This window comes from Metapseudomonas resinovorans DSM 21078 (assembly GCF_000423545.1).
Lineage (GTDB): Bacteria > Pseudomonadota > Gammaproteobacteria > Pseudomonadales > Pseudomonadaceae > Metapseudomonas > Metapseudomonas resinovorans.
Genome location: NZ_AUIE01000006.1, coordinates 1 through 20,685, shown reverse-complemented (window position 1 = coordinate 20,685; position 20,685 = coordinate 1). Strand labels below are relative to the sequence as shown.

The window sequence follows — 20,685 nt, the reverse complement described above, 5'->3', positions numbered from 1 at the left end:
CCACCGCGAAGCCCCGCCCAAGTCATGTCTTTTTTTGCGTCACCGGAGCACCGCACCATGACACTTGCTGTCCAGTTCACCCAGGTTTCCCGCCAGTTCGGTGAGGTCAAGGCCGTCGACCGGGTATCCATCGATATCAAGGACGGCGAGTTCTTCTCCATGCTCGGCCCATCCGGCTCGGGCAAGACCACCTGCCTGCGCCTGATCGCCGGCTTCGAGCAGCCCACTTCAGGTTCCATCCGCATTCACGGCGAAGAGGCCGCCGGCCTGCCGCCCTACGAGCGCGATGTGAACACCGTGTTCCAGGACTACGCGCTGTTTCCGCACATGAACGTGCGCGACAACGTCGCCTACGGCCTGAAGGTAAAAGGCGTGGCCAAGGCCGAGCGCCTGGCCCGCGCCGAGGAAGCCCTGGGGATGGTCGCCCTGGCTGGTTACGGCGAGCGCAAGCCGGCGCAGCTTTCCGGCGGCCAGCGCCAGCGCGTGGCCCTGGCCCGTGCGCTGGTCAACCGTCCGCGCGTGCTGCTGCTGGACGAGCCGCTGGGTGCGCTGGACCTCAAGCTGCGCGAGCAGATGCAGAGCGAGTTGAAGAAGCTGCAGCGCCAGCTCGGCATCACCTTCATCTTCGTCACCCACGACCAGGGCGAAGCGCTGTCCATGTCCGACCGCGTGGCCGTATTCAACAAGGGCCGCATCGAACAGGTGGACACCCCACGCAACCTCTACATGAAGCCGGCGACCCCCTTCGTCGCGGAATTCGTCGGCACCTCCAACGTCCTGCGCGGCGACCTGGCGCGCCAACTCACCGGCACCGAGCAGCCGTTCTCCATCCGCCCCGAGCATATCCGCTTCGCCAGTGGCGAGCGCAACGGCAGCGATGTGGAGATCAGCGGCCTGCTGCACGACATCCAGTACCAGGGCGCCGCCACCCGCTATGAGATCCGTCTGGATAACGGCCAGAACCTCTGTGTCAGCCTGGCCAACAGCCAGTGGCAGGACGCCGCGCCGCTGCACCAGCAGGGCCAGGTGGTTACCGCCCGCTGGGCTCGCGATGCCATGGTCCAGCTGACCGAGGGTGCGTGACATGGAACTGACCCTCAACGCCGAGCGGCCGCGCGCCGCCAATGGCCTGATGCGCAGGTTGTCGAGCCTGCTCTACCGCCGCCCGACCCTGTACCTCTCCCTGCTGCTGGTGCCGCCGCTGCTGTGGTTCGGCGCGATCTACCTGGGCTCGCTGCTGACGCTGCTCTGGCAGGGTTTCTACACCTTCGACGACTTCACCATGGCGGTGTCGACGGACCTCACCCTGGCCAACTTCGCCGCACTGTTCCAGGCCGCGAACTTCGACATCATCCTGCGCACGATGAGCATGGCCATCGCCGTGTCCATCGCCAGCGCCGCCCTGGCCTTCCCCATCGCCTACTACATGGCGCGCTACACCACGGGCAAGACCAAGGCGTTCTTCTACATCGCGGTGATGATGCCCATGTGGGCCAGCTACATCGTCAAGGCCTACGCCTGGACCCTGCTGCTGGCCAAGGGCGGCGTGGTGATGTGGTTCGTCCAGGCGCTGCACCTGGAGCCGCTGCTGGAACTGCTGCTGGGTGTTCCCGGCGTGGGTGGCAGCACGCTGTCGACCTCGCACCTGGGACGCTTCCTGGTGTTCGTCTACATCTGGCTGCCGTTCATGATCCTGCCGATCCAGGCCTCCCTGGAGCGCTTGCCGCCATCGCTGCTGCAAGCCTCGGCCGACCTTGGCGCACACCCGCGCCAGACCTTCATGCAAGTGATCCTGCCGCTGTCCATCCCGGGCATCGCCGCGGGCTCCATCTTCACCTTCAGCCTCACCCTGGGCGACTTCATCGTGCCGCAGCTGGTGGGCCCGCCCGGTTACTTCATCGGCAGCATGGTCTACGCCCAGCAGGGCGCCATCGGCAACATGCCCATGGCCGCCGCCTTCACCCTGGTACCGATCGTGCTGATCGCCGTGTACCTGTCCATCGTCAAACGCCTGGGGGCCTTCGATGCACTCTGAAAAAGCCTCTATGGGCCTCAAAGCGGCCGCCTGGGGCGGGCTGGCCTTCCTGCACATCCCGATCCTGATCATCTTCCTGTACGCCTTCAACACCGAAGACGCCGCCTTCAGCTTCCCGCCGCAGGGCTTCACCCTGCACTGGTTCAGCGTCGCCTTCGGCCGCGCCGACGTGCTGGAAGCGATCAAGCTGTCGGCGCAGGTGGCTGCCATCGCCACCCTGATCGCCATGGTGCTCGGTACCCTGGCAGCGGCTGCGCTCTACCGCCGCAGTTTCTTCGGCAAGGAAGGCATCTCGCTGATGCTGATCCTGCCAATCGCCCTGCCCGGCATCATCACCGGCATCGCGCTGCTGTCGGCGTTCAAGGGGCTGGGCATCGAACCGGGCCTGCTGACCATCGTCATCGGCCACGCCACCTTCTGCGTGGTGATTGTCCACAACAACGTGATCGCGCGGTTCCGCCGCACCTCCCACAGCCTCATCGAAGCCTCGATGGACCTGGGCGCCGACGGCTGGCAGACCTTCCGCCACATCATCCTGCCGAACCTGGGCTCGGCCCTGCTGGCAGGCGGCATGCTGGCCTTCGCGCTGTCTTTCGACGAGATCATCGTCACCACCTTCACCGCCGGCCACGAACGCACCCTGCCGATCTGGCTGCTCAACCAGCTCAGCCGCCCGCGCGACGTCCCCGTGACCAACGTGGTGGCAATGCTGGTGATGCTGGTGACCATGCTGCCCATCCTCGGCGCCTACTACCTGACCAAGGGTGGCGAGGGCGTGGCGGGTAGCGGGAAGTAAGAGTTCAAGGCCTGCACCCTCTCCCTCGCTTTGCTCCTCTCTCCCTCAGGGAGAGGGGCCGGGGGAGAGGGCAGTCCGAGCCGCACACGACAACCCTCACCCCAACCCCTCTCCCGGGGGGAGAGGGGCTAGACCGAACGAGGACTCACCCCATGCAAACCAAGCTCCTGATCAATGGCCAGCTCGTCGCCGGCGAAGGCCCCAGCCTCGCTGTGCTCAACCCGTCCCTGGGCAGCGCCCTGGTGGAAATCGCCGAGGCCAGCCCGGCCCAGGTCGACGCCGCCGTGCGGGCCGCCGACGCCGCTTTCCCGGCCTGGTCGCAGACCCCGCCGAAGGACCGCGCCACCCTGCTGCTGAAACTCGCCGACACCATCGACGCCCACGCAGAAGAACTGGCCCGCCTGGAATCACAGAACTGCGGCAAACCCTACGCCGCCGCGCTGAACGACGAACTGCCGGCCATCGCCGATGTGTTCCGCTTCTTCGCCGGCGCCAGCCGCTGCATGAGCGGTTCTGCGGCAGGTGAATACCTGCCCGGCCACACCTCGATGATCCGCCGCGACCCGGTCGGCGTGGTCGCCTCCATCGCGCCGTGGAACTACCCGCTGATGATGGCCGCCTGGAAGCTCGGCCCGGCCCTGGCCGCCGGCAACACCGTGGTGCTGAAACCCTCCGAGCAGACCCCGCTGACCGCACTGAAACTCGCCGAGTTCATCGCCCAGATCTTCCCCGCTGGCGTGGTGAACCTGGTCTTCGGCCGTGGCCCGACTGTCGGTGAGCCGCTGGTGACCCATCCGAAAGTCCGCATGGTGTCCCTGACCGGCTCGGTCGCCACCGGTTCGCGCATCATCGCCGGCACCGCCGACAGCGTGAAACGCATGCACATGGAGCTGGGTGGCAAGGCGCCGGTGATCATCTTCGACGACGCCGACATCGACGCCGCCGTGGAAGGCATCCGCACCTTCGGCTTCTACAACGCAGGCCAGGACTGCACCGCCGCCTGCCGCATCTACGCGCAGAAGGGCATCTACGAGCGCTTCGTGGCCAAGCTGGGCGAAGCCGTGGGCAGCATCCAGACCGGCCTGCAGGACGACCCGGCCACCGAGCTCGGCCCGCTGATCACCGAGCAGCACCTGGAGCGCGTCGAAGGCTTCGTCCAGCGCGCCGCCGCCCTGCCGCACATCCAGGTGGTCACCGGTGGCGCGCGTGTCGACGGCCCCGGCTTCTTCTTCCAGCCCACCGTGCTCGCCGGCGCTGGCCAGGACGACGAGATCGTCCGCCGCGAAGTGTTCGGCCCGGTGGTTTCCGTCACCGCCTTCGACAGCGAGGAGCAGGTGCTGGAATGGGCCAACGATTCCGACTACGGACTGGCCTCTTCCCTCTGGACGTCCGACGTCGGCCGCGCCCACCGCCTGTCCGCGCGCCTGCAATACGGCTGCACCTGGGTCAACACTCATTTCATGCTGGTCAGCGAAATGCCCCACGGCGGCGTCAAGCACTCCGGCTACGGCAAGGACATGTCCATGTATGGGTTGGAGGACTACACCGCCATTCGCCACGTGATGTTCAAGCACTGATCCGGCCGCCGCTCGCTTGCCCGGGCGTTGTTGAGAAGAGCGTCGAAATGCTCATGTACAACAGTACATTCCGCGTTCTCCGCACTTCTCGCCTAGCCCGCGCGGCGTGAGCGACGCCCGCATTCGCGCCACCTCAAACAGGAGCACGAGCAATGCGTAACACCTTGCGTAATTTCAGCTTCATCCTGCTTTGCACCCTGGCCGGGATGGCCCAGGCGGCCGACGATGCCAAGGCGATAGTCGCCGGCTACATGGCTGCCTGGAATGCTCACGATGTCGACAAGGCCGCCAGCTTCCTGGCCGAGGACGCGGTGTACTTCGACGCCACCGTCGGTACGCCGCAACAAGGCCGTGCCGCTGCCCGCGACAACGTGATCAAGGTGTTCATCACCGCCGTGCCGAACCTCACCTGGAAGATGACCAGCGAGCCCATCGTCAGTGCCGACGGCATTGCCTTCCAATGGGAATTCGCCGGCACCAACAGCGGCGCCTGGAGTGCCGAAACCCCGGCCACCCACAAGCCGCTGAAGTTCGAAGGCGTGAGTTTCATCCGCGTGAAGAACGGCAAGATCACCTACCAGGGCGACTACTACGACGCCCTCGGTTTCAACAAGCAGCTCGGCTGGTAAGCCAAAGCTCTCCGGAGCGCCCTGCAGGTCGGGCAGAGGTATGAAGCCCAACGCATCATCGTTGGGCTTCTTTCACCACTCTCGCCGGAATCTCCCCGCTGGGGGCGCTACGCATGGGGTCCCGCTACCCTTCGACTCCCGCCGCCGCCGCCAACCCCTTCTCCGCCAGCCACGCCAGATTGAACAACCGCCCGGCATACAACCCACCCCGGTCGCAGAGCAGGGTGACGATCCGGTGACCCGGCCCGAGCTGTCGGGCGACTTGCACGGCGGCGGCCAGGTTGATGCCGGATGAACCGCCGACGAACAAGCCCTCCTCCCGCAGCAGGTGATAGACCATGGCCACGCAGGCGGGATCGTCCACCTGAACGGCGTCGTCTATGGGGGTGCCTTCGAGGTTGGCCGTGATGCGCGTGGTGCCGATGCCTTCGGTGATGGAGCTGCCCTCGGCCACCAGCTCGCCGCGTTTCACCCAGTTGTAGAGCGCACTGCCCATCGGGTCGGCGAGCACGATGCGGACCTGTGGATCACGCGCCTTGAGGTAGCGCGCCACGCCAGCCAGGGTGCCGCCGGTACCCGTGGCGCAGACGAAGGCATCCAGCTGGCCGTCGGTTTCAGCCCAGATTTCCGGGCCAGTGGTCTCGAAATGGGCCTGGCGATTGGCGACGTTATCGAACTGGTTGGCCCAGATGGCGCCCGGCAGCTCGGCGGCGAGGCGCCCGGCGATCTTCTGGTAGTTGTCCGGGTCCTTGTAGGGCTTGGGCGGCACCGGCCGCACTTCAGCTCCCAGGGTGCGCAACAGGTCGAGCTTTTCCGGCGACTGGTTGTCGGGAATCACGATGATGCAGCGGTAGCCCCGTGCCGCACAGATATGCGCCAGGCCTATGCCGGTGTTGCCAGCGGTGCCTTCCACCACGGTACCGCCGGGATACAGCAGGCCCTGGCGTTCGGCGTCGTCGATGATGGAGCGGGCCGCGCGATCCTTGACCGAGCCGCCGGGGTTGAGGAATTCGGCCTTGGCCAGGATGTCGCAGCCGGTCTCGGCGCAGAGGCTATCCAGACGCAGAAGTGGCGTGTTGCCGACGCCGCCGATGAAACCTTCGCGAATCGCCATGCTGCTCCTCCCGCAGGTGCATGGGGACGAACAGTTTCAGTCTAGCCGCACGCTAGTGGGACTGGCCCTCTTCGAACTTGTGCTTGATGAGATCCGAGACGGTTGCCGTCATGACCGCCGTGGAAACCCCGAACATCAGGATGCCGTTGGCGGCCTCCAGCGGGCCCAGCAGCCGCCATTGCTCGGTCATGACAATGTCGCCGTAGCCCAGCGTGGCGAAGTTCACCCCCGAGTGATAAATCGCCGTGGCGAAGCTGTCGAATTCCCCCAGCATCAGGAACAGAGCCCCCCACACCGCCATCTGGACGAAATTGCCCAGCAGCATCACCAGCATCACCGCCGACAGCAGCAGCGTGACGCGCCAGCGTGATAGATGAACTCTTCCGCTTCGCACGTAGTGGATGTACGGCCTCAGGCTGAAGGCCACGAACACCGACTGCATGAACAGGCAGAGCACCATCACGGGAATTCCAACCAGCAGATTGATCAGCATCGAACAGACCTCTCAAAGGGCGGCACGGCCTTGCCGGTGAAAACGCCGGCGGTCGATCAGGTAGACCGCCACACAGGCGTACAGGGTGACGGCGATGAACAGCCCCATACGTACCGCGAAGGCGGTGTAGACATCCTTGCCAGCCTCGCTGTCCTGCACCGACTGCCCCAGCAGGATGATCAGGGTCACCAGGGTGTTCATCCAGAATCCCGGTGTCTGTCGGGTCGCCACCAGCGCATAGAGCCGGCGCGCCAGCAGCAGCCCGAACAGGAGCATCCAGAGAAAGAACATCCACAGGTGCGGGAACAGGCTCAGGGCAGCCCAGAACAACATCGCGAGCAGGCCACCGAGCAGGGTCGAGCCCAACAGCTCGCGCCCGGCATTGCGAGCGGAGGCGCCGCAGACCTGCTGGCCCAGGCTGACCGCCTTCATGATCAGCGGCATGTAGCTGGAAGGGTCGATCAGCGCCAGCAGGAAAGCTGGCAGCACTACCAGTGCGGCACGTAGCGCAATCCAGGCAGATTCGCTGTCTCCCAGCACCGGGCGGCTCGGCGAGGCCGGGGCACTGGCCGGCTCCGGGAACAGCCAGTGGCTGACCGCAGCGACCAGCACGGCGAGCACGATGCCCTTGGCCAGGGCCTCGATGACCGTGACCGCCAAGCCGAAATCGAAGGTGCCGGCCGCGGAAATCATGGTCAGGCCGACCACCAGGAACTGCGTCACCAGGGGATTGCCTCCGCGCAGGCCGTAGCGGAAGCAAAGGAACAGGCACAGCCCCACCAGCAGGAAGCCACTGGGCGGCGCATGGCGCAGCAGCGGGATCATCAGCAGGCCGCTGCCGGTGGTCAGCATGATGAGCAGGGCCAGGGCCGGGGCCGCCTTGAGGGGCAGCGGGCGGTTGTTGGTGACCAACAGCAGGAGAACGAAGATCGGCGGCAGGAAGGGTATCGGCACGGCAAAGCCGAAGCTGATCGCCAGGCACAGCGCGACACCGCTGGCCATGCGCAGCGCCCGTCGACCGCGTGGATCGCCGTCAGTAGGCATAGGACAGCCAGCTCATCAGGTAGATGAACAACCGGCCCAGGGGATTGAGCGGATTGCCCTCGCTCGGAAACGCCATGACCTCCGCCTGGCCACCGACGCGCAGGCCACGCAGCTGCTCCAGTTCACCGGGGGCGAACTCCACGATCACTGGGAAGCGCTGCGCCGGGCGCAACCAGTCGCGGCTGTTATCCACAGTCGGCAGGGTGCCAGGGGCCGGGGCCTGCCCGACGCTGACGCCATACCCGATGCTGCGTACCTTTCCGTCGAACAGCCGTCCCGGCAGGGCGTCGAGCACGATGGCCACGGGCGTGCCGACCTCGACATGACCCAGGTTGTTCTCGGTCATCTCGGCGCTCAGCCACAGGTCGTGGATGGCGATCTGGGTCATGACCGGGCTGCCAGCGCCGACGTACTGGCCGACATCGGTGCGCAGGTCGGTGATCAGGCCAGCGGAACGGGCCTTCACCCGGGTATTGGCCAGATCGAGTTCAGCTTTTTCCAACGCGGTGGCGGCACTGCGCAACTGCGCGTTCTCCTCATCGCTGCCGCCCTGCTGCTCGCGCGCGCGCTGCACTTCGGCGCGTGCCGCTGCCACCTGGCTGATGGCCTGCTCGAGGGTCGCCCGCGCCCCTTCCAGGCGACGCACGGAGATGGTGCCCGGATCGTCCTGATACAGCCGCTCCAGGCGATCGTTGTCTTGCCGCGCCTTCAGTTCATTGGCCTGGGCGGCTCGCAGCGACGCCAGTGCCGAGTCGATGGCGGCGGTGCTGGCACCGATCTGTCGGCGAACGGTTTCGAGATCGGCCCGGGCGCGGTCGGCGGCGATCTGGTACTGCTCCGGGTCCACTTCGAAGAGCACCGCGCCGGCCTCGACGTCCTGGTTGTTGCGCACATGCACCTTGGTGACCCGGCCGGCGACTTCGGCCGCTACCGGCACCACGAAGGCCTGCACCCGTGCCTGCTGGGTATAGGGGGTGAATCGATCCGCCAGGAGGTACCAGGCCAGCGTCAGGACGATGACCAGCGCCACCCATTTCGTCCCCTTCGCGGCCGCATCGGGCGCTCCGGCTGGTTCGGGCTTCGCCGTTTCCTCGGCCGGGGCCTGCGGTTGTTCGCTCATTCTCGTTCACCTTGCTCGGTATCAGCGTCTGGCCCGGCCGCAGCCGGCGGCTCGTCCAGCAGATCGTCCCAGTCGGTACGCCGTTGCATCTGCTCGCGGGTGGAGTCGTCGATCATGGGGCCGTCCCGGTACCAACCACCGCCGAGGGCCTTGTACAAGCCGATCAGGTTGCTGACTGCATCACTGCGGCTGAGCAGGTAGGTTTCCTGCTGCTGGAACAGCTCGCGCTGGGCATCCAGCACCCGCTGGAAGTCGGCGAAGCCTTCGATGTATTGGGCGTTGGCCAGGTCCAGCGAACGCAGGGCAGACAGCGCGCTCTCGCGGCGGATGCGCTCGCTTTCCAGCGCCTTGGCCAGCCCGGTGGCGGCGTCGTCGGCCTCGCGCGCGGCCTGGCGCACCCGGTCACGGTAGGCCTCGATCAACTGCTGCAAGCGGGCGTCCTGCACACGCACGTCGTTCTTGATCCGGCCGTGGTCGAACAGGTTCCAGGCCAGGCTGGGACCGCCGACCAGGTCCAGGGTGTCCGATGCGCCATCTAGGCTTGAGGCACTCCAGGCAATGCTGCCCAGCAAGGCCACCGAGGGATACAGATCGGCCTCGGAGAAACCGATCAGCGCCGACTGGGCGGCGACCGCCAGTTCGGCTGAACGCACATCCGGCCTGCGCAGCAGCAGATTGGCCGGAACATCCTGCAGCACCGCAGCATCGGGAAGCGGAATGAGCCCGACCCGCTCGGCCAGTTCAGGCAAAGGGCCCGGTGGCCGACCGATCAGCACGGCGAGTGCGTTGCGCGTCCTGGCTACCTGGCTCTCCAGGTCGGGAATGGTCGCCAGGGTGCCCAGGTACTGGGTTTTCGCCTGCTGGAAGTCCAGTTCGGAACTGTCGCCACTGCGGAACAGCCGCTCGGTGATCTCGAAGCTGCGCTTCTGCCGTTCCGCGTTTTCCTGGGCGATGCGCAGGCGAGCCTCGAAAGTCCGTAGGACGAAGTAGGTATCCGCCACCTGGGCACGCAGCAGCACCAGGGCGTCTTCGTAGTTGGCCCGGGCAGCGAAGTAGGCCGCATCCGCAGATTCGATGGCGCGACTGAATCGGCCCCAGAAGTCCAGTTCCCAGGCAATGTCGAACGCGGCGCCATACTGCCAGGAATGGCTATCCTGGGGATTGCGGCCACCGGACTGGTCACGGTCCAGGTAGAGGCTATCGGCACTGGCCTGTTGGAACTGCGGGTAGCGACCACTCACTGCGATACCCAGTTGCGCACGGGCCTCCATCACCCGCAGGCCGGCAATTTCGAGGCTGGCGTTGTACGCGTCCGCCTCGGCGATCAGGGCATCCAGGGTCGGGTCCTCGAACACCCGCCACCACTGCAGGAAGTCCGGCTCCGGTCGGTCGAGGCTCATCTGCTCCAGCGCGGGGCTGCTCCAGTGCTCCACCCAGGGCTCGCGGGGCGACTGAAAATCCGGCCCCAGCCGCACACAGCCGCCGAGGCCAAGCACACCGAGCAGGATCAGACGGAAGGCGACGGAGTGGACCATGGCACCGGGTCCGGCTCAGGTCGCTCGCCCCTCCTCTTCCGCGTTCGCGTCCAGCGCCGTGGGCTGGTCCTCCACCCAGTGCCAGAAGAGCATGTAGCCGACGGCCAGCATGACCGGACCAATGAACAGCCCGATGATGCCGCCGGTGACCATGCCACCCAGGGCGCCGATCAGCACCACGGGCATCGGCACGTTGACACCACGTCCCAGCAGCAGGGGTTTCAGGACGTTGTCCGACATCCCGGCAACGAAGGTGTAGATGGCGAAGATGATGGTGCCGGCGGTCGCTCCTTGGGTGGCGAACACGAAGATGATCACCGGAATGGTGATCAGCAATGCGGGCAGTTGCATGATGCCCAGCAGCAACACGCCGAGCGCCAGGAGGCCAGCGCCCGGGATCCCCATCAGCACGAAGGCGATGCCCACCAGCAGCATCTGGATGAAGGCAATGCCGACCACGCCCTGGGCCACTGCGCGAATGGTCGCCGTGCAAAGATCGGCGATCTGCGGGCCGCGGTCCGGCCCGGAGATGCGCGAAGCGATCTGTACGGCACTGCGGTGACCGTTCTCGCCAAAGGCCATGAAGATACCTGCCACGATCAATGCGGCGATGAACAGCAAAAAGCCCGCCCCTACGCCGGCCAGCTTGCCGAACATGCTCATGCCGAAGCCGCGCAGGTGGGGCAGTAGCTTCTTCATCAGGCTGCTCAGGTCGACCGACGCCTGCTGCCAGAAGTCGAACAGTGGCTGGCCGATCAGGGGCCAACTGGCAACGGACGCGTTGGGTGATGGAATGTCCAGCTCACCGCCCTTGAACAGCTCGATGGCCGCCTGCACCGACTCGGCCATGGAAGACGCCAGCAAGTAGATCGGCACCATCAGCAGGATCAGGGAAACCAGGACGATCAGCGTGGCCACGTGGCCATCACGCATGCCCATCTTGGCCTTCAGGCTCTGATGCAGTGGGTAGAACGTGACCCCCAGGATCAATGCCCAGAGCATCAGGTTGAGGAAGGGATGGAAAACCTGGTAGCAGGAAATGGCGAGGATCGCGACCAGGCCTGCTCGAATGAGCACGTCCATCAGACCGCGAGACAGGATCCTTTCCGAAACGGAACTTGGCAGCATCGAACTCTCCTTCTGCTGTAGCAATCAGGCAAAACCAGTCGGACATTCCTACTGCTTGGCAGCGATCCAACGGACGTACGGCGCGAGATCCTCAAGCCGCACTGGAGTCTGATCCAAGTCATTTCTGTTCAATGATCGTCATTTTTGTCGGTTCCCGGCCTCGACACCCCTATCGTGTCGAGCCTGCAGCGACATCTGCGATCCGCTGCTGAATCGGCTGAATACCAGCATAGTCGCTACTCGACGATTGGTAGTCCCCTTGCGAGACGGGCTCTCGCAAGGGATGCCCACTGGCGTGCGCCGGGGGGGGGCGATACGGATGTGGCGCTGGTTTGGGATCAGGCCGTCGGCTCGCCAATATCCTCGTTCCACAACTCCGGCCGGGCTTCGATGAAATCCTCCATGAGCTTCACGCATTCGGCGTCCTGCAGGACCTCCAGCTCCACGCCACGGGAGCGCAGCAGCTCCTCCTCGCCCATGAAGGTGCGGTTCTCGCCGATGATCACCTTGGGAATCCCATAGAGCAGGATGGCGCCGCTGCACATGGCACACGGCGACAGCGTGGTGTAGAGCACCGCCTCGCGGTAGACGCTGGCGGGCTGGCGGCCGGCGTTCTCGAAGGCGTCCATCTCGCCGTGCTTGATCGCACTGCCTTCCTGAATACGGCGGTTATGGCCCCGACCGATGATGCGGCCCTTGTGGACGATCACCGAGCCGATGGGAATCCCGCCCTCGGCCAGGCCCTGGCGGGCTTCTTCGATGGCGGCTTGCATGAAAGGGTCCATGGTCGTTCCTTGTTATCCAGTGGGTGAGCCAGGTTGTTTACGCGACCGCATCCTTGTCCTGCAAGGCCTGCTTCGCCAGCCAGATGCGGTAGGCATTGATGCCGGCACGTACCGAGCTGAACACCAGCGGCGGTTTCAGCTCGCCAAACTGCCCGGAGCGTTGCAGCAGGTCGTGGGCCGGACCGAAGAGACGGGCAAAACCGAGAAAAACGCCCCGGGCCGCGAGGGTTTCCTGCACCTCACGCAAGGTGGCCAGGCCCGTAACATCCAGGTTGATCATGGTTTCGGCGTTGAGCAGCACCGCGCGCGGGTCTTCCGCCCGCTCCACCACAGCCAGCAGGCGCTGCTTGAAGTAATCGGCATTGAAGAACAGCAGCGGCGCGTCGAATCGGTAGATGATCAGCCCCGGCAAGGTGGTGGCCTGTGGATAACGCCCAAGCTCCACTTGGCCGTCCACACCCTCCACCCAGCCAAGCTCCGCGTCGCTGGGACGATAGGTGAGGTACAACAGACGCAACAGGGCCAGGGCTACGGCAACGAAGATGCCGGGCAGCACACCGACACCCAGCACGCCCACGGTTGTCAGCAGGCAGAGGCCGCACTCGAAGCGGCTGAGGCGCCAGAAGGCCTTCAGCGCGCGGAAATCGATCAGCCCCCAGCCGGCCAGCATCAGCACCGCGCCCAGGGCTGCAATGGGCACCCAGGCCAGCGGGCCGTGGAGGAACACCAGCACCGCGACTATCACCAGGGCCACCACCACGCTGACCATCTGCGTCTTGCCGCCCACCAGGTCATTCACCGCCGTGCGCGAATCCGCACCGCTGATGACGAAGGACTGCGACACCCCGGCGCCGATGTTGGCCAGCCCCAGGGCGATGAATTCGCGGTTGGCATCGATGGCGTAGCCGTGGCGGGCGGCGAAGCTGCGCGCGGTGAGCATGGCACTGCAGAAGCTGACGATGGTGATACCGGTGGCGTCGCGCAGCAGGCCGAGCAGCTCGTGGTAGTTGGTCTTCGGCCAGCTCAGCTCCGGCAGGCCGGCCGGAACGGCGCCCAGCAGCGCCACTCCGTGCCGGTCCAGTTGCAGCCAGACGGCCGCCACCGATGCGAGCACGAGGGCGACCAGGGAGACGGGCAGCCGCGGCCAACGCCTGGGCAGGAGGATCAGCAGCAGCAGGGTGGCGGCCCCCAGCCCCAGGGTCGGCAAGTGGGTATTGGCGAGGTTGCGAATCATTGCCAGCAGCCCGGCGATGAAACCGCTGGTCTCGCTCTGGTAACCCAGCAGCTTGCCCAACTGCCCGGCCAGCAGGCTGAGCCCGATGCCGTTGAGGTAACCCACCAGGATGGGTCGCGAAAGGAAGCTGGCAATGAAACCGGCGCGAATGAATCCGGCAACGATGGACAACAGGCCGACCATCACGGCGACGATCATCGACAGGTGCACCAGGCGCTGCGGATCGCCGGCGGCGAGCGGTGTGATGGCTGCGGCGACCATCGCGGCGGTGGCTGCGTCGGGGCCGACCATCAGTTGCCGCGAACCACCGACCAGGGCGTAGATCAGCATCGGCAGGATGCAGGCATAGAGACCCACCTGCGCGGGAAAGCCGATGATCTGCGCATAGGCGATGGCGGTGGGAATCTGCACTGCGGCCACCGACAGGCCAGCGACGATGTCGGTGCGCAGCCATTCTCGGCGGTAATGGAAGCGGCTGGCGTAGTCACGCAGCCAGTGGGTCATACGCATGGGAGTCGTCCCCGATTCGACTCCAGAAGCTTAGGCCCATAACGCCGGAGTATCTCCGGCGTTATGGGCTTTCTGCGGATTACTGATCCTTCTCGCAGTTGATCATCCAGGGCACGCCGAAGCGGTCCACCAGCATGCCGAAGCGCGCGGCCCAGAAGGTTTGCGCCAGGGGCATCTGCACCTGGCCACCTTCGGCCAGGGCGTTGAACACCCGCTCGGCCTCGACTATGCGGTCGACGTTGATCGAAATGCTGATGCCGCGGACGCCTTCGAAAGGCGCCTGGGGCGGGCAGTCCGAGCCCATGATCACCTGGTCCCCCACCGCTAGTCGGGCATGCATGATCTTGTCGCGGAAGTTCTCCGGGACGTCGTCGCTGGCCGGGCTTTCGGCGAAGCTCAGGAAGGCTTCCAGGGTGCCGTTGAGCACCTTGGCGTAGAACTGGAAGGCCGGGCCGCACTGGCCATCGAACGTGAGGTAGGGATCGATTTTCATGAGGGTCTCCTGTCCGTGGTGGACGGCGGTCACTGCTGCCCGGCTTTCTCGAAGACGCGCTGTTCCTGTTCGCGCAGTTCGGGGGTGAACTCCTCACCAAAATCCTCGGCCTCGAACACCTGGCGGATTTCGATCTCGGAATCGGACAGCATGGGGTTGGGGCAACGCTTGACCCAGTCGATGCACTCTTCCAGGGAATTGACCTTGAACAGCCAGAAGCCGGCGATCAGCTCCTTGGTTTCCGCGAAGGGGCCGTCGATCACGGCGCGGTCCTTGCCCTTGAACACCACCCGCGCGCCCCTGGAGCTGGGGTGCAGGCCCTCGCCGGCAAGCAGGATGCCGGCGTTCACCAGCTCCTCGTTGTACTGGCCCATGGCCGTGAGCAGTTCCGTGCTCGGCATGATGCCGGCTTCCGATTCCTTGGTTGCTTTGACAATCACCATGAAGCGCATTGTTGTTCTCCTGTTGGGTGGCATGAACTCCAGCCTGCGGCCCGTGCCTGCTGACTGTGCTTATTGGTCGATGGGGAAAGGACCAGATCGACAACAGGACGAAATTTTTTTCAGGGACGCGGGACTGGAACAGCGTAGACCCGGATCGGAGGTTTGCGAGGGTAGGGTGACGGATGAGCAAGTAGCGGCGATTTCAATCGCCAAGCAGGCCGAAGGCCTGCCTCGCGGGTCTGCGCGAGCTGTTGCGAGAGATTGACCATCGGGCCAAGAGCCAGCTCCTACGGGCAATGCAGCTGCTTGCAACACGTCATGCAGACAGAGCCAATGAATTCGCCCCCACAACCATTCGCGTCAGCGCGGGGCGATGTGGGCGACCATCAGTTGCACGCTTTCCTGGCCACGGTATTCGTTGACGTCCAGTTTGTAGGCCACCTCGGCCCAGCGCACGCTGGCGTTGGGCCATTGCTCGCGGTCGATGTTGAAGGCGATGCCGTCCAGTTGCACCGAACCGCATTCACTTTTCAGCACCAGCTTCAGGTGGCGCTCGCCGACCAGCCGCTGCTGGACGATCTGGAATACGCCATGGAACAACGGCTCGGGGAAGTGCTGGCCCCAGGGACCGGCCAGGCGCAGGGCGCGGGCGAGCTCCAGGTGGAACTCCGCGATGCTCAGTTGGCCGTCGGAGAGCAGACGGCCAGTAAGGTCATCCTCGCTGAGCTGCCGACGGGTCTCAGCGTCGAAGGCGGCAGCGAAGGCGCCAAAGTTTTCCACAGGCAGGGACAGGCCGGCGGCCATGGCATGACCACCGAATTTGCTGATCAGGCCCGGATGGCGGGCAGCAACGGCGTCCAGCGCATCGCGGATGTGGAAACCCGGCACCGAACGCGCCGAGCCCTTCAGCAGGCCGTCGCCGGCATCGGCAAAGGCGATGGTCGGGCGGTGGTAGCGCTCCTTCAGCCGCGAGGCGAGGATGCCGATCACGCCCTGGTGCCAGTCCGGCTCGAACACGCAGAGGCCGAACGGCATGTCTTCGATGGGCAGGTTCTTCAGCTGGGCCAGGGCCTCGCGCTGCATGCCTTGCTCGATAGCCTTGCGGTCCTGGTTGAGCTGATCCAGTTGCACCGCCATGTCACGGGCCAGGGCTTCGTCTTCGCAAAGCAGGCACTCGATGCCCAGGCTCATGTCGTCCAGGCGGCCGGCGGCATTCAGGCGCGGGCCGAGGATAAAGCCGAGGTCGGTCGACGTGATGCGGCCAGCCGGCCGGCCGGCGACTTCTAAAATCGCCTTGAGGCCAGCCCGCGCGCGGCCTGCGCGGATGCGCGCCAGGCCCTGGTGCACCAGGATGCGGTTGTTGGCGTCCAGGGGCACCACGTCGGCTACGCTGCCCAGCGCCACCAGGTCCAGCAGGTCGCCCAGGTTGGGTTCCTTGAGGCCAGTACGATTGAACCAGTCCAGCTCGCGCAGGCGTGCCCGCAGGGCCATCAGCACGTAGAAGATGACGCCGACACCGGCCAGGGATTTGCTGGGGAAGTCACAACCGGGCTGGTTGGGGTTGACGATGGCGTCGGCCGCCGGCAGCTCCGGGCCCGGCAGGTGGTGGTCGGTCACCAGTACCTTCAGCCCCGCGGACTTGGCTGCGGCAACGCCTTCGACGCTGGAGATGCCGTTATCCACGGTCACCAGCAGGTCCGGTTTGCGCTCCAGGGCGACGGCGACGATTTCCGGGGTCAGGCCGTAGCCATACTCGAAACGGTTGGGCACCAGGTAATCGACATGGAAGGCACCGAGCATGCGCAGGCCGAGCACGCCGACGCTGCTGGCGGTGGCGCCATCGGCGTCGAAGTCGCCGACGTAGAGGATGCGCTGGCGCTTCTGCAGGGCCTCCACCAGCAGCGCCACGGCGGCGTCGATGCCTTTGAGCTGCTGGTAGGGGATCAACCGCGCCAGGCTCTTGTCCAGTTCCGTCGCGGATTGCACGCCCCGGGAAGCATAGAGGCGGGTCAGCAGCGGTGGCAGGTCGCCCAGGTCAGGCAGGACATCGGGCAGGACGCGGTGTTCGATACGCATGAAAGGTCCAATCTTTGACTCGACTTCCCCTCTCCCTCCCGGGAAAGGGCCTTGGGGCGAGGGCCTGATGCCCTGCCCCGGAAATCCTCCGGATCTCCGATCAGCGCTCCCCGACCAGCCACTCCAGCGGGATTTCATGCTGGCCGCGCTCGTCGGTGATGAACAGGGAACCGTCGCTGATCATCACGCTCCAGCTGATCGAACGCGGCAGGTCACGGGCCAGTTCTTCCAGGGCTTCCTGCTGCACGGCAACGACGTTGATGTTCTTCAGGCTGCGCACGCCGTCCAGCACCTTGGTCTGCCAGACCCGCAGGTTGCCGTAGGTCACCAGGCTGAAGCGCTCGGTACGGCGCGAGCACCAGGTTATGCGCTCGGCATCGGGCTGACCCACTTCGATCCAGTGCAACACACGGTCGTCCAGGCTCTTCTCCCACAGCGCGGGCTCGTCCACGTCCGACAGGCCACGACCGAAGGCCAGCTGCTCGTGGTACCAGAGGATGTAGGCGATCAGGCGGACGGCCAGTCGCTCCTCGGTTTCCGACGGGTGCTTGGCGACGGTGAAACGCAGGTTCTCGTAGACGCTGCGATCGAGGTCGGTGAGGTTGAGTTCGACTTTGTAGGGGGTCGCTTGGAGGGCCATGTCGGGCTTCTTGATGATTCTCGGAGGGCGGCAAGTCTACCCTGATTCCACTGTCGTGGCTGGGCCTTCCGGCTAATCGGCGGGGTAGCGCTGGATGCGGTTGCGGCCCTTGTCCTTGGCGTCGTAGAGGGCATCGTCGGCCAGGGAGAGCAGGCGGAACAGGTCGTAACCGGCCTCCTTTGAACTGACGATACCGATACTGACGCTGAGCGCACCCGGCTCCTGGAACGGCAGCTCTGCGAACTCGCGGCGAATACGCTCGGCCACCTGTGCGCCGGCCTCGTCGTCGGCATCGGCCAGCAAGCAGGCAAACTCCTCGCCACCGATGCGGCCAAACACGTCCTGCTTACGCATGCTGCCGGCGGCAACGCGGGTGAAGGCGACCAGGGCCTCGTCACCGGTGGCGTGGCCATAGCTGTCGTTGAGACGCTTGAAATGGTCGAGGTCACAGAGCAGCAGGGCCACCGGTTCACCGCGGTGCTCGCAGCTTTCCACCAGGTATTCGCCCGTGGCCATGAAGGCGCGACGGTTGCCGACGCCGGTGAGCGGGTCGCAATAGGCGGCTGCGCGGAACTTCAGTTCGGCACGCTCCTTGACCATGGCCAGGGTGACGAAGGCGATACCGATGGCGTAGAGCAGGGTTTCGAACACCAGCAGGGAGAAGAAGCTGGTGCCCTGGCCGGAACTCGCGACCGCCTGCTCGAAGGGCATGCCACGGTCGACCACGATGCGCACGCTGTAGAAGACCATGTGGAACAGGGTCAGTGCCAAAGCCGGCATGTAGGCCACTTCAAGGCTTGCGCGGCTGCGCCAGAGCTCGTAGGCACTGAGCCCGCAATAGCAGACAGTGATCAGCGAACTGACCGCCACCCTTACCGTGAGTGATTCGTAGAAGGCCGGGTTGAGGCAGAGCACCGCCCAGATCACGGCACCGGCGCAGATACCCGGCAGGTGCGGCTGACGCCCGACGAACACCCGCATGGCGGTCCAGTTCATGGCCGCACAGACGTGCAGCACCACGTTGCCCAGCACCAGGGGGACGAAATCCATGCCCATGCCGCGCAAGCTGCCCAGCACGGTGCCCAGGGCGCCAAGCAACAGCATGGCGGCCAGGTAGCCGAGGGTCGGCTCGCGGCGGCCACGGCGCCAGGCGTGCAGCATGAGCAGCCCCACCAGGGCGAGAACGTAGATATCCACCAGCACCAGAGTGGGGACATTCAGCTGCATAAGCCCCCCTCCCAGCGCGAACCGGGCGACAAGTGGCAGGCAGTTGCGAAGCGTGTTGGCATGGCGGTCGGCGCGCGAGAATGTGGGTCCTGCAAGCACTTTAAGTCGGCCCGGGAAGGTGCGCCAGCGGCAAACCGGACTGTTCGCTATCGGCCCCACGGGGTAGAGTCGCCGCCATTGCCTGGCCCATGGATAACCCGATGAACGCCCCCGCCAAACCCCTCGCCGGCCTCAAGGTGATTGAGCTCGGTACCCTGATCGCCGGCCCCTTCGCGTCCCGCCTGTGCGCCGAATTCGGTGCCGAAGTCATCAAGATCGAATCCCCCGACGGCGGCGACCCGCTACGCAAGTGGCGCAAGCTGTACGAGGGCACCTCGCTCTGGTGGTTCGTGCAGGCACGCAACAAGAAGTCGCTGACGCTGAACCTCAAGCACCCCGACGGCCAGGACATCCTCAAGCGGCTGCTGGCCGACGCGGACATCCTGATCGAGAACTTCCGCCCCGGTGTGCTGGAGAAGCTGGGCCTGGGCTGGGACGTCATCCACGCCCTGAACCCGAAGCTGGTGATGGTGCGGCTGTCCGGGTTCGGCCAGAGTGGCCCCTACAAGGACCAGCCAGGATTCGGTGCCGTCGGTGAGTCCATGGGCGGGCTGCGCTATATCACCGGCTTCGAGGACCGTCCGCCGGTGCGCACCGGGATTTCCATCGGTGACTCCATCGCCGCCCTGTGGGGCGTGATCGGTGCTCTGATGGCGCTGCGCCACCGCGAGGTGAACGGCGGCCAGGGCCAGGTGGTGGACGTGGCGCTCTATGAGGCGGTGTTCGCGATGATGGAAAGCATGGTGCCGGAGTTCGATGTCTTCGGTTTCATCCGCGAACGCACCGGCAACATCATGCCAGGTATCACCCCCTCCTCCATTCACACGGCCGCTGACGGCCGTCATGTACAGATCGGCGCCAACGGCGATGCCATCTTCAAGCGCTTCATGCTCGCCATCGGCCGCGAGGACCTTGCCAACGACCCGCAACTGGCCAGCAACGACGGTCGTGACGCACGTCGGGATGAGCTCTATGGGGTGATCGACCGCTGGGTGGGTGGGCTGCCGCTGGAGGAGGTACTGTCGGTGCTCAATCGCGCCGAAGTGCCGGCCAGCCGTATCTTCTCCGCCGAGGACATGTTCGCCGACCCGCAATTCCTCGCCCGCGAGATGTTCCTCTCGGCGAAGCTGCCGGACGGCAAGCCGTTCAAGATGCCGGGGATCGTACCCAAGCTCTCCGATACCCCCGGCTCGACCGAATGGATCGGCCCGGAGCTGGGGGAACACAACAGCGAAGTGCTGGCAGGGCTGGGGTACAGCGCCGAGCAGATTACGGCGCTGAAGGGGGATGGAGCTATTTGAGGTCAAGCGGGGCAGACCTTCGGCCTGCTTGGCGAATGAATTGGCTATGTCTGCGTTAAGTGTTGCTAGAACGTCCTGAGCCAAGTTGATTACCGAGTTCTGCGGATGTTTCTGGTTTCGCCTTCCCAGGCGCCTCCCTTTGGCAGTCGCCCCAAAGGAAGCAAAAGGCTTGCCCCTGCATCCGGGTCCGGCTTCGCCGGACTTCCCTCCCTCCATCGTCGCTCCGGGGGCCCGGCGAGAGGGGCCATCCATGGCCCCGCACGCCTCTCGCGGCATCCATGCCGCTCGTCCCCCTGCGCAACGATTCCGCTCGGCCTCCTGAAGGGGCGTAGTCGCTGCCCCTCCTCGACTGCCCGGTTTCAGGCCCGTGTGGGCTTCAGGATGGTTCGTGCCTCGCCGGCGCGAG

Annotated in this window: 19 protein-coding genes; 6 read left to right on the top strand and 13 right to left on the bottom strand. The window is 65.4% G+C overall.

Annotated elements, in window-relative coordinates:
* Positions 1-57 precede the first annotated feature (57 nt).
* From G559_RS0106085 to G559_RS0106065, 5 genes are all read left to right on the top strand, one after another.
* Positions 58-1,083: an ABC transporter ATP-binding protein gene (locus G559_RS0106085; protein ID WP_028627392.1), complete on the top strand. Its 1,026-nt coding sequence runs from the start codon at positions 58-60 to the stop codon at positions 1,081-1,083.
* A 1-nt stretch (position 1,084) separates the two neighbouring features.
* Positions 1,085-2,035: an ABC transporter permease gene (locus G559_RS0106080; RefSeq protein ID WP_028627391.1), complete on the top strand. Its 951-nt coding sequence runs from the start codon at positions 1,085-1,087 to the stop codon at positions 2,033-2,035.
* Positions 2,025-2,831, top strand: a complete 807-nt coding sequence (locus G559_RS0106075; RefSeq protein WP_028627390.1) for an ABC transporter permease — start codon at positions 2,025-2,027, stop codon at positions 2,829-2,831. The genes G559_RS0106080 and G559_RS0106075 overlap by 11 nt, the downstream gene beginning before the upstream one ends.
* 152 nt (positions 2,832-2,983) lie before the next feature.
* Positions 2,984-4,408: a gamma-aminobutyraldehyde dehydrogenase gene (locus G559_RS0106070; protein ID WP_028627389.1), complete on the top strand. Its 1,425-nt coding sequence runs from the start codon at positions 2,984-2,986 to the stop codon at positions 4,406-4,408.
* 152 nt (positions 4,409-4,560) lie between these two features.
* Positions 4,561-5,037, top strand: a complete 477-nt coding sequence (locus tag G559_RS0106065) for an ester cyclase (protein WP_028627388.1) — start codon at positions 4,561-4,563, stop codon at positions 5,035-5,037.
* A 124-nt stretch (positions 5,038-5,161) separates the two neighbouring features.
* Here the strand turns inward: G559_RS0106065 and G559_RS0106060 are convergent, their stop codons facing one another.
* From G559_RS0106060 to G559_RS0106000, 13 genes are all read right to left on the bottom strand, one after another.
* Positions 5,162-6,151: a cysteine synthase A gene (locus tag G559_RS0106060; RefSeq protein ID WP_028627387.1), complete on the bottom strand. Its 990-nt coding sequence runs from the start codon at positions 6,149-6,151 to the stop codon at positions 5,162-5,164.
* 52 nt (positions 6,152-6,203) lie between these two features.
* A complete protein-coding gene (locus G559_RS0106055) occupies positions 6,204-6,644 on the bottom strand; it encodes a potassium channel family protein (RefSeq protein WP_028627386.1) in 441 nt (146 codons plus the stop codon).
* Positions 6,645-6,656: 12 nt separating this feature from the next.
* Positions 6,657-7,688: a DUF2955 domain-containing protein gene (locus tag G559_RS0106050; RefSeq protein ID WP_028627385.1), complete on the bottom strand. Its 1,032-nt coding sequence runs from the start codon at positions 7,686-7,688 to the stop codon at positions 6,657-6,659.
* A complete protein-coding gene (locus tag G559_RS0106045) occupies positions 7,678-8,808 on the bottom strand; it encodes an HlyD family secretion protein (RefSeq protein WP_028627384.1) in 1,131 nt (376 codons plus the stop codon). Before G559_RS0106045 ends, G559_RS0106050 begins: the two co-directional genes overlap by 11 nt.
* Positions 8,805-10,343: an efflux transporter outer membrane subunit gene (locus G559_RS28515; protein WP_036996987.1), complete on the bottom strand. Its 1,539-nt coding sequence runs from the start codon at positions 10,341-10,343 to the stop codon at positions 8,805-8,807. The genes G559_RS0106045 and G559_RS28515 overlap by 4 nt, the downstream gene beginning before the upstream one ends.
* 15 nt (positions 10,344-10,358) lie before the next feature.
* Positions 10,359-11,471, bottom strand: coding sequence for an AI-2E family transporter (locus G559_RS28510; protein WP_051246436.1), 1,113 nt, complete (start codon positions 11,469-11,471; stop codon positions 10,359-10,361).
* Between the two features lie 338 nt (positions 11,472-11,809).
* Positions 11,810-12,256 carry a nucleoside deaminase gene (locus tag G559_RS0106030; RefSeq protein ID WP_028627383.1) on the bottom strand — a complete coding sequence of 149 codons (447 nt, stop codon included), beginning with the start codon at positions 12,254-12,256 and terminating at the stop codon, positions 11,810-11,812.
* Between the two features lie 37 nt (positions 12,257-12,293).
* Entirely contained in the window at positions 12,294-14,000 is a 1,707-nt protein-coding gene (locus G559_RS0106025) for a SulP family inorganic anion transporter (RefSeq protein ID WP_028627382.1), read from the bottom strand.
* Between the two features lie 79 nt (positions 14,001-14,079).
* The gene (locus G559_RS0106020) at positions 14,080-14,493 is read right to left on the bottom strand and encodes a VOC family protein (protein ID WP_028627381.1); all 414 of its coding nucleotides are present in this window, start codon (positions 14,491-14,493) and stop codon (positions 14,080-14,082) included.
* A 29-nt stretch (positions 14,494-14,522) separates the two neighbouring features.
* Positions 14,523-14,945 (bottom strand): YciI family protein, encoded by a 423-nt coding sequence (locus G559_RS0106015; protein WP_028627380.1) that lies wholly within the window; start codon positions 14,943-14,945, stop codon positions 14,523-14,525.
* 351 nt (positions 14,946-15,296) lie between these two features.
* A complete protein-coding gene (gene recJ / locus G559_RS0106010) occupies positions 15,297-17,012 on the bottom strand; it encodes a single-stranded-DNA-specific exonuclease RecJ (protein ID WP_028627379.1) in 1,716 nt (571 codons plus the stop codon).
* Positions 17,013-17,112: 100 nt separating this feature from the next.
* A complete protein-coding gene (locus G559_RS0106005) occupies positions 17,113-17,652 on the bottom strand; it encodes a YaeQ family protein (protein ID WP_028627378.1) in 540 nt (179 codons plus the stop codon).
* Between the two features lie 72 nt (positions 17,653-17,724).
* Positions 17,725-18,879 carry a GGDEF domain-containing protein gene (locus tag G559_RS0106000; protein ID WP_028627377.1) on the bottom strand — a complete coding sequence of 385 codons (1,155 nt, stop codon included), beginning with the start codon at positions 18,877-18,879 and terminating at the stop codon, positions 17,725-17,727.
* A gap of 200 nt (positions 18,880-19,079) precedes the next feature.
* On the opposite strand from G559_RS0106000, the gene G559_RS0105995 reads away from it, so the two are divergent.
* Positions 19,080-20,279 carry a CaiB/BaiF CoA transferase family protein gene (locus tag G559_RS0105995; protein ID WP_028627376.1) on the top strand — a complete coding sequence of 400 codons (1,200 nt, stop codon included), beginning with the start codon at positions 19,080-19,082 and terminating at the stop codon, positions 20,277-20,279.
* Positions 20,280-20,685: the final 406 nt, after the last annotated feature.